At 47.7% G+C, this 16,504-nt stretch carries 13 protein-coding genes; 9 read left to right on the top strand and 4 right to left on the bottom strand.

Annotated features, from left to right (window positions below; genetic code table 11):
• Positions 1 to 131: 131 nt before the first annotated feature.
• The gene (locus QUB51_RS10275) at positions 132 to 1,037 is read right to left on the bottom strand and encodes an AraC family transcriptional regulator (RefSeq protein WP_333249725.1); all 906 of its coding nucleotides are present in this window, start codon (positions 1,035 to 1,037) and stop codon (positions 132 to 134) included.
• A 239-nt stretch (positions 1,038 to 1,276) separates the two neighbouring features.
• On the opposite strand from QUB51_RS10275, the gene QUB51_RS10270 reads away from it, so the two are divergent.
• The 5 genes from QUB51_RS10270 (at position 1,277) to rpmA (ending at position 4,475) form a co-directional block, all read left to right on the top strand.
• Positions 1,277 to 2,215, top strand: a complete 939-nt coding sequence (locus tag QUB51_RS10270) for a hypothetical protein (RefSeq protein ID WP_333259794.1) — start codon at positions 1,277 to 1,279, stop codon at positions 2,213 to 2,215.
• 110 nt (positions 2,216 to 2,325) lie between these two features.
• Positions 2,326 to 2,835: a DUF3122 domain-containing protein gene (locus tag QUB51_RS10265; RefSeq protein WP_333259791.1), complete on the top strand. Its 510-nt coding sequence runs from the start codon at positions 2,326 to 2,328 to the stop codon at positions 2,833 to 2,835.
• A 324-nt stretch (positions 2,836 to 3,159) separates the two neighbouring features.
• The gene (locus tag QUB51_RS10260; RefSeq protein WP_015176895.1) at positions 3,160 to 3,375 is read left to right on the top strand and encodes a hypothetical protein; all 216 of its coding nucleotides are present in this window, start codon (positions 3,160 to 3,162) and stop codon (positions 3,373 to 3,375) included.
• 380 nt (positions 3,376 to 3,755) lie between these two features.
• A complete protein-coding gene (gene rplU, locus QUB51_RS10255) occupies positions 3,756 to 4,148 on the top strand; it encodes a 50S ribosomal protein L21 (RefSeq protein ID WP_333036112.1) in 393 nt (130 codons plus the stop codon).
• A 27-nt stretch (positions 4,149 to 4,175) separates the two neighbouring features.
• Positions 4,176 to 4,475: a 50S ribosomal protein L27 gene (rpmA, locus tag QUB51_RS10250; RefSeq protein ID WP_190738131.1), complete on the top strand. Its 300-nt coding sequence runs from the start codon at positions 4,176 to 4,178 to the stop codon at positions 4,473 to 4,475.
• Between the two features lie 202 nt (positions 4,476 to 4,677).
• Here the strand turns inward: rpmA and thiS are convergent, their stop codons facing one another.
• Both thiS and QUB51_RS10240 read right to left on the bottom strand, forming a co-directional pair.
• A complete protein-coding gene (gene thiS / locus QUB51_RS10245) occupies positions 4,678 to 4,890 on the bottom strand; it encodes a sulfur carrier protein ThiS (RefSeq protein ID WP_333052048.1) in 213 nt (70 codons plus the stop codon).
• Positions 4,891 to 4,990: 100 nt separating this feature from the next.
• Complete coding sequence (locus QUB51_RS10240) at positions 4,991 to 6,073, bottom strand: thiamine phosphate synthase (RefSeq protein ID WP_333052050.1); 1,083 nt, start codon at positions 6,071 to 6,073, stop codon at positions 4,991 to 4,993.
• A 365-nt stretch (positions 6,074 to 6,438) separates the two neighbouring features.
• Between QUB51_RS10240 and QUB51_RS10235 the strand changes: the two genes are divergently transcribed.
• On the top strand, positions 6,439 to 8,313 hold the full coding sequence (locus QUB51_RS10235) for a DUF1565 domain-containing protein (RefSeq protein WP_333052052.1): 1,875 nt from the start codon (positions 6,439 to 6,441) through the stop codon (positions 8,311 to 8,313).
• A 776-nt stretch (positions 8,314 to 9,089) separates the two neighbouring features.
• Here the strand turns inward: QUB51_RS10235 and QUB51_RS10230 are convergent.
• Complete coding sequence (locus QUB51_RS10230; protein ID WP_333052055.1) at positions 9,090 to 9,767, bottom strand: peptidoglycan-binding protein; 678 nt, start codon at positions 9,765 to 9,767, stop codon at positions 9,090 to 9,092.
• Positions 9,768 to 10,312: 545 nt separating this feature from the next.
• Here QUB51_RS10230 and QUB51_RS10225 point away from each other — a divergent pair.
• The 3 genes from QUB51_RS10225 (at position 10,313) to QUB51_RS10215 (ending at position 16,503) form a co-directional block, all read left to right on the top strand.
• A complete protein-coding gene (locus QUB51_RS10225; protein ID WP_333052058.1) occupies positions 10,313 to 11,524 on the top strand; it encodes a transposase in 1,212 nt (403 codons plus the stop codon).
• A 102-nt stretch (positions 11,525 to 11,626) separates the two neighbouring features.
• On the top strand, positions 11,627 to 13,546 hold the full coding sequence (locus QUB51_RS10220; RefSeq protein WP_333259786.1) for an SdrD B-like domain-containing protein: 1,920 nt from the start codon (positions 11,627 to 11,629) through the stop codon (positions 13,544 to 13,546).
• Positions 13,547 to 14,091: 545 nt separating this feature from the next.
• Complete coding sequence (locus QUB51_RS10215) at positions 14,092 to 16,503, top strand: SdrD B-like domain-containing protein (protein ID WP_333207758.1); 2,412 nt, start codon at positions 14,092 to 14,094, stop codon at positions 16,501 to 16,503.
• Position 16,504: the final 1 nt, after the last annotated feature.

Raw genomic sequence — 16,504 nt, 5'->3', positions numbered from 1 at the left:
CCCCGTCAACTCGATACAGCTACTTTGTCAGTCCGAAAAAGTTAGATGCACCTGATGCAACCTTGTAAGCGACTTTAATCTGTTTTGCCAGTTCAAGTCGAACACTTCCTTGCGATTAGAACATAATCTTGCTAAATCATGCGAAACTGTTTAGGTGAAATGCCTGTGTATCGTCGAAAGCACTTTGCAAAATGACTGGGATTGGCAAAGCCACACTCGATCGCAATATGGTTTATTGTCCATTCTGTCTGCTTTAGTAGTTGCTTCGATCGCTCTACTCGTTGCTGAATTAAGTAGGCATGAGGAGTCATTCCAGTTGATTGCTTAAACAATCGACAGAAATAGTATTGACTCATACCTAATTCGGCTGAAATTTCTGCTAACGATACATTTTCACTAAAACGATCGTTGATGTATTCAATAGCTTGCTTCAGTTTGTATTTTGACAAGCCGTCTTCATATTCTATCAGAATATGCTTACGGGTTGAGTAATATGTTAAGCAATGAGCCGCTAGAGCCGTCGCCATTGAATCCGCATAAAAGCAACTATTATTTGGATCGTTTTCCAATACTGCTGTCAGTGCTAAGATAATTTGCCAAACTAGCGGATCGGGTTTTTTAAGCGTGAGATTAACTTCAACTCGATCTGGGTTTACTGACTCATAGGCGGCATGATTAAGAAATGTAGGCTCAAGGTAGCAGTGAGTGATATCATTTTCCTGACTCCACCTAGCCTTAATAGGTGCGTAAGCAGGAAGTATTTCAATGCAACCCGTTTCATCCCGGTCATGCTGCACTAGGTGACGCTTACCATCAAAGGCTAATTCCACTTCTGTTGGCTGCTTCCAAGATGGAAGACAAATTATATGTTGCAAACCAGATGTTTCAGGAATTTCCATTGCAGGGAGTTGATAGTGTGCTAGATGAATATTTTTCCATCCCGCGTCATAACTGGAGTGAATGAGCGGGCGCTGAACCAACTTAGAAGTTGCATCTTGTTGAGAATAATCAATAGCTAAAGGTCTTTCTGTTAGCATCTTTTTGAGTCCTTGCAATCCCTATGGATAAAATTTTTGTCCAGTAGCTACCTCATCGGTATAACTCGTAGTTATACGGAAACTTTCTGTATAATATGCCAAATTGAGTAATTATCACAAAAATACCTAATAAAAATACTAATAGCTGTTAGGTGACTTATCGGTCTTGAGTGTTTTATAAATGTAGAAGGCAGTATTTTATAACACTTGCTATCATAAAAGTTAAGAGGACAGCTTAAATGGCATCAGTTCAAGTCACAAATCAGTTAACTACAACTGACAAGGATATCCCGACTCCTAGGCCTAACGATGGTTCTGCAAGAACTCGCGCTAAAGATTACCTCTTAGAGGTAGGGTTAGTTAATCAGCCTATATCAATTGATGTCTTTAAAGATCTGAGCACTAGCTTCGATCCTTACGTGCAAGTCTTTCAGGTACCCAAAGGCAGCAGGGGTGCGAATGTCGCTGATGGGGCTCTTCTTCTTGCTCAGGTTGATGATGGCGGCAGCGGCGTCAACTCAAAAATACCGAGTTCTGGTGTCCAATACTCCAATGGTGCTGGTCCCACGCTTACAAGTCTGCCTGGTGTGGACTATGTAGTCCGCGTGACTAGCTTGGATACGTTAACACAACTTCCTCAGCCTTTCACATTAGAGGTTTCAACTCCCAGTGGCACTGTCACCTTGAAAGACCCTATAACAGGTGCGCCTGTAAATCAAGGAGGCAGTACTGGCATTCCCGTCGCGCGTTTCTTTGACAAGACGGCAGGAGGGCATTTTTATACTACAGACCCAATAGAGAAAAGTGACCGACTAACCAACCCTTCTCGTTTCCAGAGTGAAGGCGATGAATTTGTTGCTCCAGGCGACGGTAACGCAAAGGTTCAACGCTTCTTAAATACGGCATCAGGAACCTATTTCTTTACTAATAAACCTGGTGAGATACAGTTTGTTCGCACCTTACCCCAGTTCCGCGATCAGGGGGAGGTTTTCAATTCATATAGCACGGCTGTTCCGGGTGCAATACCCGTCTATCGTTTTACCAACCTGTCGAGGGAACGGGAAAATCCGCTAAATATTACACACTTTTTCACAAGAAGCGAAGAGCAGCGGCGGGCGGTACAGGGGAGGTCAGATTTCCGGGATGAGGGGGTTGCTTTTTATGCTCTTCCCGCCTAAGCAGGCAGTTGGATTCATCTAGGTTTAAAATGAGGAGTAGGGTGCGTGCAACGCACCCTACTTTTTTATCTATTAAACTTTTGGGTAACAAGCGATATTTTGGTCATCCTATGAACAATCTCAGTACAAAACCTTCCTTCTTCAAAGCTTTAACTGTAATTATCTTGTGTTTGTATCTAATTTTAGCAGTTAGCCCGCCCGCTTTGGCTTCGATTCACAAATATCCCGAAACTGCTGAGACAGTAATGTTCCGATCCGTACAAAGCCTGCGTGATACAGACGATAAAGCATGGCAAGTTGTTTTGTACAAGCGCGTAAAGTCGGGAGTAGTAAAGTCTTTAAATCTGAGATTAGTAGGATTTCCCGGAACAGAATTGCAGCATCCTGTTTCGCTGAAAGTTGCGGCGGGCAAGCGGGAAATTGGCAATGCTAATGATATTTGGAGCGAGTCGAATTTGCCAATTAATGTCGGAGAATACGATTTTAAATCAATAATTACACAATTGGAAAGCAATCGACCTTTGCTGTTGAGTTTGCCCGTGAAAAATCAAAAAGGAACAGAATTGCTGGTTCCTCCTTTTGCTGTGAGAGAATGGCGGCTGTTGTCTGACAAAAACTAAAGATACCAATTTAAGCGCACTCTACATTTAAAAGCCATACAATTTCCCATGTCACAAATCGCTATGTTTAAATATGCCTTAAGGTAGATTTAACGTATTTGAAGAATAATGTGGTCTGGCAAAAACTAAAGATACCAATTTAATAGCACTCTACATTTAAAATCGCTACGATTTCATCAATGTATCAAAAATAACTTTATTTACATAGACCTTAAGGTAGATTTAACCTATTTTAAGGGTAATTATGAAACAAACTAAAAACTGAGTTAGTCAGGTGACAAAACTTCAGTGTTTTAACGTAGGTGTATTCAGGGTAAATCTACTATGACTTTAATCAGTAAAATTGTCCGAAAAGCTTTGGCAACAGGTTACTTAACGGTTGAGGCCGAAGAACAGTTGCGACAGCAGTTGCAGATGACCAAGTATGGTTTAGAAGATTTTGAGGCTTTTATTAATTTGCAGAAAGAGGTTATGGAGGGTAGGGTGAAACAGCAAGCTTTGGAATTGTTACGATCGCGCAAATGTTCTGCGACGGCTTGAATCGAGTTCGATCGACCTTTTGGAGAAATGGGATAAAAAAGTTAAAGCATCTTCTATATTTTATCCCTAACAGGGCTTACGCATTAAGACCGAAGAAACCGGGTTTTTTACCTAATCTCTGGCTGAAAACGAAAAATTTTCGTAAAAAACCCGGTTTCTGACCACCCGTGCCTAAGTTTTACCTAATTAGAAATTTCCGGCGCCATAAAACTTGACAAAAATACCAAAATCGCGAATAATGGTAGATTGTCTGTCTAAATCCGGCTCGGATCAGGTTAAGACATTCCAAAAGCTGGAGAGCAGTCAGCAGTCAAAAGTCCACAACGACCAATGACCAATGACTCATCAGCTACCTGTACGGCAATCTCAACAACCATCCCATGACTTACGCAATCATTGAAACCGGCGGCAAACAATTTCGGGTAGAACCAGGCCGCTTCTACGACATCGAACTGCTTCACGTTGAAGCTGAATCCAAAGTCACCATAGACAAAGTATTTCTGATCCAGCACGAAGGCGAGGTTCATATCGGCCAGCCTCTACTAGAAAATGCCACAGTAGAAGGAACGGTTCTCCGGCATTTCCGGGGCCGCAAAGTCCTCGTCTACAAGATGAAGCCGAAAAAGAAAACTCGGAAGAAAAAAGGGCACCGTCAAGAAACAACTCGCTTTATGATTGACTCCATCAGCGTCAACGGTACAGTGTTAGCAGCCAGAGACTTAACTCAAGCAGTTGTTGAAACTCCCCAAACCGCCGAAACTGATTCAGAATAAAAAATAGTAAATACAGTTGAGGATATTATGGCCCACAAGAAAGGTACAGGCAGTACACGTAACGGACGCGACTCTAATTCTCAGCGTCTGGGTGTCAAAAAGTACGGCGGTCAAGTTGTCAAAGCTGGCAACATTTTGATCCGTCAACGCGGCACTAAAGTTCACCCTGGTAATAATGTTGGTATCGGCAGAGATGATACTTTGTTTGCCATGATTGACGGTGTGGTGACTTTTGAAAGAAAAGGCAAAACTCGCAAGAAAGTCAGCATTTATCCTGTTGTAGCAGCACCTGTGGCTGAACCCGTGGCTGAAGCTGTCGCAGTTTAGTTCCTCGTTCCTAGGTTCGGCTGATTCCTGATAACTTAACGTAGAACCGATAGTCCGACAGGGGTTGAAACCCCTGCCTCAAAGCTAAAGTCCTCGCTATGAGGACTGAAGAACTCATTAGTCCTCTTGAGAGGACTTTCGCTATTAGCCAGGGAATTCATTCCCTGGCGGACTAGAGGCTTAATTTGTCACTAATTTGTGGCTAGCCTCCTCCGACAATTGTGACAACTTCTAAGATGTCACCCTCTTGCATCTTTGTAGTTTCCCAAAATTGTTTGTGCAGAATTTCCCCGTTGTACTCCACAGCCACCAAGCGCGGGTTTAATCCCAATTGTTTTAGTAATTCTGGTAACGGTGTGTCGATCGCACAATTGCGGGTTTCTCCGTTAACTTGCAGCGCAATTTGATTTATCATAAGTAAAAAAATATCAGTTTTCAGGGCGGGTTTGGTAACAAAATTATATTTTATGCACAGATTTCCTGTGCTAAACCCGCCCTACCAATCTCCAATCAACCTAGCTTTTTCCGTGCAAAGCTTTCTGAGCTTTTAGATTCTGCATCCGAATCAACTGCGAGATGAAAAACTGCGTCACTAAAGTAGGCTGTTCTGCTTCCATAATCGCGCGTACTATGGCAACCCTTTGAGCTCCGGCATTCAATACTTCATCGAGGTTGTTGATATCAATTCCGCCGATCGCAAACCACGGAATCGGTGACTTAGTAGCAGCATACCGCACATAGTCCAAACCTGCGGCCTGTTTATCAGGTTTAGTAGGAGTGGAGTAGACCGGCCCAACTCCAATATAATCTGCTCCCGCATCAACCGCTCGCTGCATTTCCTCGCCATTCGTAGTCGAACAACCGATGATCCGTCCCGGGCCGAGCAACTTGCGCGCTTCCGCCACAGGCAAATCTTGCTGTCCTAAGTGTACGCCGTCGGCATCCGCTGCGATCGCAAAATCCACGCGATCGTTCACAATCAGCAAAGCATCGTAGCGGTGACAAAGTTCGCAAAGCTTACGCGCGTTGGCCAGCTTTGCGCCGTCGTCTGAGGTTTTGTCGCGGTACTGCACCAAAGTCAGTCCCCCTTGCAAAGCAGCTTCCACGACTCCCATCAAGTTGTCTCTCGGCGAAGTTACAAGGTATAACTGCGATCGAAGTAACTGCTGGTAGCGCCGGTAAGCCAGCAAATCGCTTTCGAGAGTATAAACCCGATAGCGCATCTGCTTAAAAGCCGCGCCCATATTCCGATCGTAAATTTTGCCATACTCTTCGAGTACCCGCAAAGCTTCTTCCACCCGACAGAAATTCGCCTCCAGTAGCTGCTGAATGCTCGAACGCTGCTCTTCCTGCGGGTGAGTCAACTCCGTACCCGGATCGGCCGGCGTATCCCTAGCACTTCGCAATTCTGCGACGTGCCAAGCAGCCAATTCTTGACGCAGTTGCTTGCACTCGCCAGCTAAATCCGAGCTGTTGAGACCAAACCTGCACCATTCTTCAATAATTCTCAACCCTTCGCGCGATCGATCTAAATTTGCATCTAAAATCCGGCAGAGGGCTGGCTGTGCCGGTAAAGTTCTGTTTTGTTTGTCGGTCATTCACAACCACCCTAATTATAATTAATCCTACCAGTCAAACCGCTATATTCTCCCACGCCGTCATTCGATTTTAGATTTTAGATTTTGGATTTTGGATTGACTTGCGCGAGATAAATTCGGGGGACGCAAGGATTTTAGATTTGAGATGCTTTCGATTGATTCCACGGATCGAGAGGGGGGGCTTGTACCACCTTTGAAATTCTTGGTCAAGATCGTAGCAAAGCGATCGGCCTAATTTTTACCTCAACCGATTTAATTTAGACAAATTTTTAAGTTTTATTGAATTTGAGAAAAACGAAGCATAATAGATCAAACTTGATGAGAGTGAAATCGTTAAGCTGCATACCACACTTGGGAGGAGAGCCGTGAGGTTAGCAGAACAACACAAAAGATTAAGGGAGAACAACCCAAGCAGGCGGGCGTCTTTAAATTTCGATCGCGAAAACCCGACACGAAACACCGGAGGCGAAACTCGGATCACAGATAAGTTGCGTTTGTTTATGCTGATTTACTTACAACAGACCTGGTGCAAAGAAAAGCGATCGCAAAAATCTTGTTTGAGTTCTTGCCTTCTACTCGTCTTTGCGATGACCGCCCTTGGCAACCATCAACCGTCAGTTATCGCTGCCGGGATACCCGGAGTGCAGCTACTTTCTCAGACGCTGCAGAGCGAGATTAACATACTGTACGTCAGCTCGATCGGGGGCAGCGACACAGGAGGCAACGGCAGCGATCGAGCTCCGTTTAAAACCCTTACCTACGCCTTAAGCGTGGCCCCGCCCAAAACAGCTATTTTGCTAGCGCCCGGTACTTACAGCGAGCAAACCGGCGAAAAATTTCCATTAATGCTCAGGCCCAGCGTAACAGTTCAGGGAAATCCCAACACTCGCGGTCAGAATATTCTCATCAAAGGCGGAGGATACTTTATCAGTCCGACTTCGGCGGGTCAAAATATTGCGATTTTAGGCGCAGACGGGGCGGGACTCAGCGGGGTGACGGTGACGAATACCAACTCTCGCGGTTACGCTTTGTGGATCGAATCGAGTTCTCCGACAGTTGTTAACAATACTTTTTCTGGCAGCACTCACGACGGAATTTCGGTAGTGGGTACTTCCAGGCCGACGATTGGCGGGAATGTTTTCTCGAAAAATGGAGCTAACGGCATCACGATTTTTGGCAGTTCCCAGCCGGAAGTTCGAGATAATGTGTTTGAAAACACGGGATTTGGGGTAAATGTAGCGCAGAACGCTTCGCCTCTGCTGATTGGGAACAAAATTACTCGCAATAAGGACGGCGTAGTGGTGCAAGCTAATGCTAGACCGGTGCTGCGTAACAATTATATCGAGAGTAATCGGCGGGACGGAATTGTGGCGATATCGAGTTCTCTGCCGGATTTGGGAACAGCAGCCGAACCAGGGGGCAATGTCATTCGCAACAACGGCCAGTACGATGTGAACAATGCGGCCAAAGGTCAAGTAATCCCAGCTTACGGCAATCAATTGTCGAGCAGCCGGACGACGGGATCGGTTGATGTGGCGGGAACTTTTACCCCAGGGCCAATGGGGGGAAGTGCTTTGCAGCGTATAGCCGATCGACCTCCCAGCATCGGTGGCCCCGACACTTCTCTCCCTGTTTACACTCCTGGACGGCTAAGTCCCAGAGTTGAAAGAGCGCCACTTCCCCCGCCTGCGCCCGTTTCCAGGCGACCGGTGCAAAATCGACCCGCACCGCGAAGCGCCCAGCGCCAAGAGCTTTCTGGGAGGAATGTCGGTGCTTCATCGGTAGTCCCAGGGACAATCGCAATTCCTGTGCCCGATCCGAATTATCGATCTGTTTCAGAAATTTCGGTACAGCAATCAATGATTCCTCCCAATTTTGATAGTTCGAGTTCGGTTTCTTCCGAGGGGAGATTGCCGGTTCCGGGCCGCAACATTCCGATCGGAAGGGGCGGCTATGTACCTGCTGCTTTAGGGGGGAATTCTTGGCCTGATGCCGCGGATAATTCGCCGTCATTCGATCGAGCCAGAGCTTTGGGTTTCCGGTATCGAGTTGTGGTGGATGCCAACAGTTGGGGCGATCGACAAAAAATGCAATCCCTCGTTCCCGGTGCTTTTCGCTCTTTTTCCAGCGGACGACCGGTGATCCAAGCCGGTGCTTTTCGGGAACGCGAAAAAGCTGAGGAATTGCTAGAAATGCTCAGCGCTAACGGTTTGAATGCTCAAATTGAAGAAATTAAATAGTTATTGGGCATTGGGAATTGGGCATTGGGAATTGGGCATTGGGCATTGGGAATTGGGCATTGGGAATATCCTTTCCGGCTAAGCTGTTCGGCATTTAAAGGAGGTTAACCAATAACCAATAACCAATAACCAACAACAAAATTTTAGGGCCTAGCATATCGGATGCCAGACCCTAAAAACTTTGTAAATTAAGTTGATTCAAGTGGGATTTTAGCTCTACTGAGTTTCAGCAAACTACAACTAAGGTGGACTTTTTTGCAACTACTCTGGAGACGAGCTAGCTATCAGCGGAGTCTATTCAGACTTCTGTGTTTGACTGTGCGATCGCAACTTTTGATTCATGCAATAGCCTCAAGCTATCTAACCAATACGAATCGCAATATCAACCTTTCTTTGCTAATAAGCTACACGGTTCAGGCGTTGCCTGCGGACTAGAGCCGATCGGGACAAATACTCTAATTCCAAATTTTTTATCCAAGTTTTTTGTGCTTCTTGGTTTTGCCCCTCATGTTTTTAAGTTAACACCAACTCCGCCCATAAAAACACTTTGTTTACCAAACTTGACACTTTTTGATGTGATGAAATACTTCCCAAATCGATTATTAACAATTTGTAAAATTAGTAGGTCGCACAATGTGCAGTTTGCTAATAAAATCTCGACTTTGGGGATATCAGAAACCGGGTTTTTTTACAAAAATACGGCGTTACATCCAGAGTTATAGGTAAAAAAGCCGGTTTCTTGAGTCTTGCTGCGTCCAAGACTCTACACCTTGCTGTCAACGCAGCAGAGCTTCCCAAGTTGCGCGACCGACAATGCCGTCTGCTGGCAATTGGTATTGTCGCTGAGCCGCCTTGACAGCAGCTTGAGTTTCCGGGCCAAACACGCCGTCAGCACTCACCCGCAAAAATCCCTTGGCCCGCAGCCGCTCTTGCAAATCTCTGACTGCCGGCCCCCGCATTCGTCTTCTCAAAACTGGAAAATTGGTTGGCTGCGCTTCGGGGCTAATCTCTGAGTTGTCGCCAGTTACAGGATCGTTGGCGATCGGGTTTTCGATCGCGCTCGGAGTCGCAGGAAACAGCCGATTCCAAGTATCTTGACCGACTATGGCGTCGGGAGGCAAGCCTGCTGCTTCCTGAAACTGAGACACAGCTCTAGCGGTGCTTTGTGAGAAAATCCCGTCTACAGAGCCAGTATAAAAGCCCAACAATTGAAGAGCAGCTTGGAGTTCGATCACTTCCGAGCCGCGGCTGCCCAATTTGATTGCGGGGCGGACGATCGCACCTGTTTGAGCGATCCGGCTGTTGCTGTTAACTTGTTCGGAGGTAGGTAGCTGTGCGACAGCAGGAGTAGGGGCGATCGAGCCTATTGCCAATAAACCGCACAAACTCCAGCCAAAGAGCAAACTCGGAACCTCGCGGGCGTCATTCCAGCTTGCTGTCAAGTTTTGGGACATTGGGAATTCGACCTCTGCAAAACTGGTAGCGATCGTACATCAAATCTGGAAAAAATTGGGAATTTCGGCAACGAGCAATCTACGGGATGTAACCGATGGATGTTAAGCCAATAAGTCAAGCGTGAAGTTCGGCAACGCATTGGCAAGGGAGAATTTAACGGATGGATGTTAAGCCAACAAGTCAAGCGTGAAGATTTTTCCCAATCTCCCCCTCTCCCCCTCTCCCAATCTCCCCCTCTCCCCATCTCCCCCTCTCCCCATCTTCCCCTCTCCCAATCTCCCCCTCTCCCAATCTCCCCCTCTCCCCCTCTCCCCCTCTCCCCCTCTCCCCTTCCCTTTCCTAAAAAAAATTTATAAATAATATCCTGAAAACCCCGCGACTTTAGTCCGGGGATGAAAGGGGCAAGGAGGCTTTAGCCTCCCAGTCTATTTTCTTAGATTTCAGGATGGCGCTGTAGAGTAAAGCTATGTAAATCTTTGTGAACCCTCAGAGTAAGGTTAAGCCAATGCTGCTAGCATAAGACTATCGTGATCAGGTCGAAGTCATGTTAGTTTTCGAGTTCAAAGCATACGGTAAAAAGCAGCAATTTGACGCTGTAAACGAAGCAATTAGAACGGTGCAGTTCATCCGAAACAAAGCATTGCGGTTTTGGATGGAAAACGAAAATGTCGATAAATACGCATTGAACAAGTATAGCGCTGTTTTAGCTAAGGAATGGACGTTTTGCGATGACTTGAATAGCATGGCTCGACAATCTAGCTCAGAAAGAGCGTGGTCGGCGATCTCCCGATTCTACGACAACTGTAAAAAGAAAGTCCCAGGAAAAAAAGGATTCCCGCAATTCCAGAAAGACAACCGATCCGTCGAGTACAAGACTACGGGATGGCGCTTGGCAGACGACCGAAAATCCATCACTTTTACCGACAAGCAAGGAATCGGGAAGCTCAAATTAAAAGGAACACGCGACTTACATTTCTATCAGCGTAGTCAAATTAAGCGAGTACGTTTGGTGAGACGGGCAGACGGATATTATGTCCAGTTTTGCATTCAAGTTAACCGTTCTGAAAAGACTGAAGTCACAGGTAACGCCATCGGGTTAGACGTAGGAATTAAAGAGTTCTACACAGACTCAAATGGGGTTGCAATTGAGAACCCGCGTTTCCTCCGCAAGGGAGAACGCAGGTTGAAAAAATCCCAAAGACGAGTCTCAAAGCGAGTCAAGGGTTCACAAAACAGAAAAAAAGCTAGAGCGATTCTAGGGAAGCGCCACCTCAAAATAAGTAGACAGCGTAAAGATTTTGCCGTGAAGTTAGCAAGATGCGTCATCCAGTCTAACGACTGTGTAGCCTACGAAGACTTGAGGATCAAAAATATGGTGAAGAATCACTCTTTAGCAAAATCGATTAACGACGCATCTTGGTATATGTTCCGAATTTGGTTGGAGTATTTCGGCAAAGTATTCGGAAGAATTACGATTGCCGTACCAGCTAACGGAACAAGTCAAGAATGCTCTAGCTGCGGAACAATTGTTAAGAAAAGTCTATCAACACGAACCCACGCTTGTCGGTGTGGATGCGTATTAGATCGTGACTGGAACGCAGCTAAAAACATCCTAAGTCGGGGATTAAGTACGACGGGGCACGTCGGAACTAGGATCTTAGATCCGAACGCTTGTGGAGAATTGACCGCTACCGATGTTGAAGTAATTCTGCATCGGCAAGTTGATTCTGCGAATCAAGAATCCCCTCGGCTTTAGCCAGGGGAGTGTCAACCCCTGAAATAGCTGCAATTGGCAAAAAAACTGCTAGATTGCCCTACAGAAAACATTGAACCGCGTTCATTGGGCCCCAGCAACACCATGTCCGAATTCAGAACCGCCAGCCAAATAGACATCGGCAACGTCAACATCGGGAACTTCCAAGTCGGCAGCATCAGCGGCACTAAATACAACGATTTTAACGCCAACGGCCTCCCAGATCCCGGAGAAGTCCCCATTCCCAACTGGCAAATCTACCTCGACCTCAACAACAACGGCCAGCTTGAGTTTAACGAACCTTCCACCCTCACAAACCCGCAAGGCAACTACATCTTCGCCAACCTGCCACCGGGCACTTACCAAGTTAGGGAAGTCCAGCAGCCGAACTTTCGCCAAACTACCCCAAATCCCGCACCCATCACAATTACCAGTGGCACAAACGCTGGCAATATCAATTTTGGCAACAACTTCAACGCAGGGACGATCGCAGGCACAAAATTCAACGACATCAACAACAACAGCAGCCGAGATCCTGGGGAACAAGGGCTAGCTAACTGGCAAATTTACCTCGACCTCAACCGCAACAACAGGCTAGACGGCGACGAACCTTTTACCTTTACAAACGTTGAAGGCAATTACGCTTTTGTCAATATTCCCGCAGATACATATTTGGTGAGAGAAGTCCAGCAACCGGGTTTTCTTCAAACCACGCCTGACCCCGGCCCGGTTAACGTTACTTCCAACGCCACTGTCAACAACATCAATTTTGGCAATGTCTTTTTTGTCGGCAGCATCAGCGGTGTCAAGTTCAACGACCTCAATGCCAACAGCGTCCGAGATGCGACAGACCCGCCTCTGACCAACTGGCAAATTTACCTCGACCTCAACGGCAACGGCAGCTTTGATCCGGGCGAACCCAACACCATCACCAACCCGCAAGGGAACTACACTTTTGCCAATGTTTCTCCCGGCAGATATTTGGTCAGGGAAATCCAGCAACCAGGATGGGTACAGACTACGCCAAATCCAGGCCCGATCGACATCACCGGCAATACCAACGCAGTCGGCGTCAATTTCGGCAACAATTTTCCCACCGGCAGCATCAGCGGCTTCAAGTTCAACGACCTCAACGCTAACGGTATCAACGAACCGACGGAACCGAGAGTTGCCAACTGGCCGATTTACGTTGATTTCAACAACAACGGCAGTTTAGATCCGGGCGAACCTTCGACTTTAACCAACCCCGAAGGTAATTTCTCTTTTATCAATTTGCCTCCAGGAACCTATGTCGTGAGGGAAGTCCCGCAGCCCGGTTTTCAACAAACCACGCCAAATCCGACTCCGATTAGCGTGGGCAACGGCACAAATGCCACTAATCTCAGCTTTGGCAATGTATTGGTGACTGGCACGATCAGCGGTGTGAAATTTAACGATTTTAACGCCAACGGCCGCCTAGATCCTGGGGAACCGCCGATCGCCAATACTCAAATTTACATCGACCTCAACAACAACAGCAGTTTAGATCCGGGTGAAGCGAGTACCTTAAGCGACCTTCAGGGCAATTACAGTTTCCGTAACGTTCCGGTAGGTAGTTATGTTGTCCGCGAAGTTCCGCCCCCCGGTTTCATTCAAACGACTCCGCCTGCGGTGGTTGTTGTCTCGGCAGAGATTCGGGCCAGCAGCATCGATTTGGTAACGGGAGAGGCTGAGGGTAGGGCGGCTAAATCCTGGAAGGGCGACCCGCTGACGGATGCCAACAGCTATACCGGACCCGAACCTGCAGGTAATATGAGGGCCGATAGCTTGCTTTTGAGCCAGGGTCATGATAGCGATCGAATTAGTAAATTTTTGAGTGATGGATTTTTTGCAAATTTAGGCAATATTCCTAACTTTGGGCAACAGAATTTAGGTTTGAATCATAATGCACAAATCGGTAAATTTGTCAATAGAAATGAATTAATTAATGGGGCGATCGCTCACTCGTTTGTGCAGATGGGCGCGAGAGATTTCTCGGTTATGTAGGGTGACACAAAAGTCGATCGCCCCACATCCCAAACCGCAGATAAAAATTAGGAAGAGGTTAAAGGGCGATCGCGTGATACCCTATTGTTGGCAACCTCCAACGCATAGCCAGAGTTCCGGGAAGCCCAAAGCTGGCTTGTATATGAGGAGCAAGATTCAGAGGTAGTATCATACCTGTTTTTAGGAATTATCAGACAATTCCCCAAGTGCGATCGCCCTCGTGGCCAGGTCGCTCAATTCACAGAGGTTCAGTGAATCTTAACGTTGTTCCAGCTCTAAACAGCAAGTGTCCACGGGCAGAAGAACTCAGGGCGCAAATCTTGAAGATATTGCGCTCAAATTGCCACAGCTATTCAAAACCTGATATAATCTCGTGCGACAAAGCTGGAGTAAGCCGGAGGTTAGATGAGGAACCTTTGAGCAACGTAGACGTATGTATGATTGAGTAGCGATCGTCAGTCGCTAGCAGCAGCTAACTGCTGATTGACAAAGTGATACAGTAGCCTGTAGCTTACGTAGATTTAGGTGTGAAGGAAAAGAAAATCATGGCAGAAGAAAGAATAGCTAGTCAGGTACTTCCTGTATTACCCCCAATAGTGCTACCGCCAACCATCAATTTTGGCAACGCTCCTGCGGGTATCCAGGGTACCAAGTTCAATGACCTCAACGGCAACGGCATTCGAGAGCCAGGCGAACCGGGGCTCCGCGACGTCCAAATCTTTATTGACACCAATAACAACACCACTGTCGATCCAGGTGAACCCTCGACGCTGACAAACGCCAGCGGAAACTTCGTATTTCCAGGCTTGCTTCCAGGCACCTATACAGTCAGGGAAATCTCGCCACAGGGTTTCAGCCCGACAACTCCCAACCCAGTCGTCGTCACCCTCACGGGAACTAATGCCACAGTGTTGTTCGGCAATGCTCCCGTCCCGGCCGGTCAGATTATTGGCTGCAAATACCTCGACGTAGACAACGACGGCTTTCGAGACGGGAGTGAACCCCCGATGGAAAACGTCAGAATCTATATCGATTCCAACAACAACGGTCAGCTAGATGACGGGGAAGCCACTACCTTAACTGATAGCAACGGCGAGTTCCGATTCACCGGTTTGCCCGCAGGGCTATACCGGATTCGGGAAGAGCGCGCCAACGGGCCAGGTACTGAACCTTTAGAAAGAGATTTTCCCCAAAGCACCCCCCCCGGCAGCACCCCCCTGCTTGACGTGAACCTCGGCCCTGGCGAAATCTGGACCAGCGCTCAAGTGGGCAACACTCCCCTCTACGAAATCCCGATCTTCAAATTCCGGGACGACAACGCCAACGGCATACAAGATGGAGGCGAAGTTCCCCTCGAAGGCATCCCGTTCATCCTTGATTTGAACCGGAACGGCCGGACAGACGCGGGCGAACCGCAGGTCTTCACTGGCGCTGATGGTAGGGCTACCTTCAGAGATTTGAAAGCTGGCAGTTACTCGGTATTGGAAACCTTTGAAACCTTCATACCCAACCAGCCGCCAATTAACACTACCCAGAACCCGGTAGAAGTTACAGCCCCTGGCGCCCTATCGCGGCAGCAGGGAACGCTGCCTTTCATAGTGGCCGATCCCATAGTTCTCGGTAACCAGCGGGTCATTTCGGCGAACTTCCCGCCCCCGTTCCCGCCTGTCAACCCGGAACCCGCAGTCTTTTTCACCCCGATTTTGGTAAATCCAGGTAGCGGTGCTGTCGGGAATACGCGCCCTAACATCACGATCTTCAAATACAACGATCAGAACGCTAACGGTCGTTACGAACCGGCCAACATTCCACTAGAATTAGGAATTCGCGGCGTCACGGTCTACCTTGATGCCAACGACAACGGCGTCCTCGACCCAGAGGAACAGTCGCTAGTAACTGATGCCAACGGGCGCGGTGCTTTCACCAACCTGGAACCGGGCAATTATGTGGTTCGGGAAGTGCCACAGGTGGGTTTTAGTCCTACTACTCCGGAGCGGGTGCAGTTCAACCTCAGCACTCAAGATGCCAACGTCGTCTTTGGCAACACCCCCAACAGCCGGATCACTGGGACCAAATTCCAAGACTTGAACGGCAACGGCTACCGAGACGGCTTTGAAACGCCGATCGCAGGAGTCACAATCTTCCTCGACACCAACGGTAACGACGCCCTTGATGACGGAGAAGCAAGTACCGTCAGCGATCAGTTCGGTCGCTGGGAGTTTGGCAATTTGACCCCCGGTATTTACCGAGTCCGGGAAGTGGTGCCTTCCAATTCTTTCCAAACTACTCAACCACTAGACATCGTTCTGGGCGCAAACCAAACCTTTACTTGTGCTTTGGTGGGCAACGGCCAGTTCTTTAACTTGATAGTTCCCAAATTCCGGGACGACAACCGCAACGGCCTGCAAGATCAGGGTGAGCCTCCTTTGGAGGGCATCCCATTCACTTTGGATTTGAACCGGAACGGCCGCTACGATGCTGCTACCGAGCCTCTGGTAAGGAGTGATGCGACTGGTACTGCCCTGTTCACCAATTTAGCTCCGGGCAACTACTCGGTATTGGAAGTTTTCAACGATCCGAATGTTCCCAACCAGTTCCCGATTCCGACAGGGCCTAACCCTGTTACGTTCTCTGTGCCGGGGCCAAATACTTTTGTAACGCCGATCGTGCCGGCGCCAGTACCGACGGAACAAGGAATAGCTATTCGGAGCATCGATCCGCTGACTGGCGACACGGGTGTGATTGATACTCCAGATAGTCTGACTAACGTCAGTGGCTCAGTCGCTCCACAAGTCAGCTTTGACAACTCGATCGTACTTGAGAATGCTGGTGCGGCTAATATTATTGGCAAGAAGTTGGAAGAGGGGGCACAGGCTGCGATCCTACCGTTTTTAGCAGCTCAGCGTGATGAATCATTGTTCGTCGGTGCTCCTGAGCCTACGAATTTGCTGTTTTAAT

Origin of the sequence: Microcoleus sp. AT8-A3 (assembly GCF_036705675.1) — a bacterium.
Classification (GTDB): domain Bacteria; phylum Cyanobacteriota; class Cyanobacteriia; order Cyanobacteriales; family Microcoleaceae; genus Microcoleus.
Note: the sequence above shows the minus strand (reverse complement) of the source record. Positions and strands in the feature narration are given on the sequence as shown.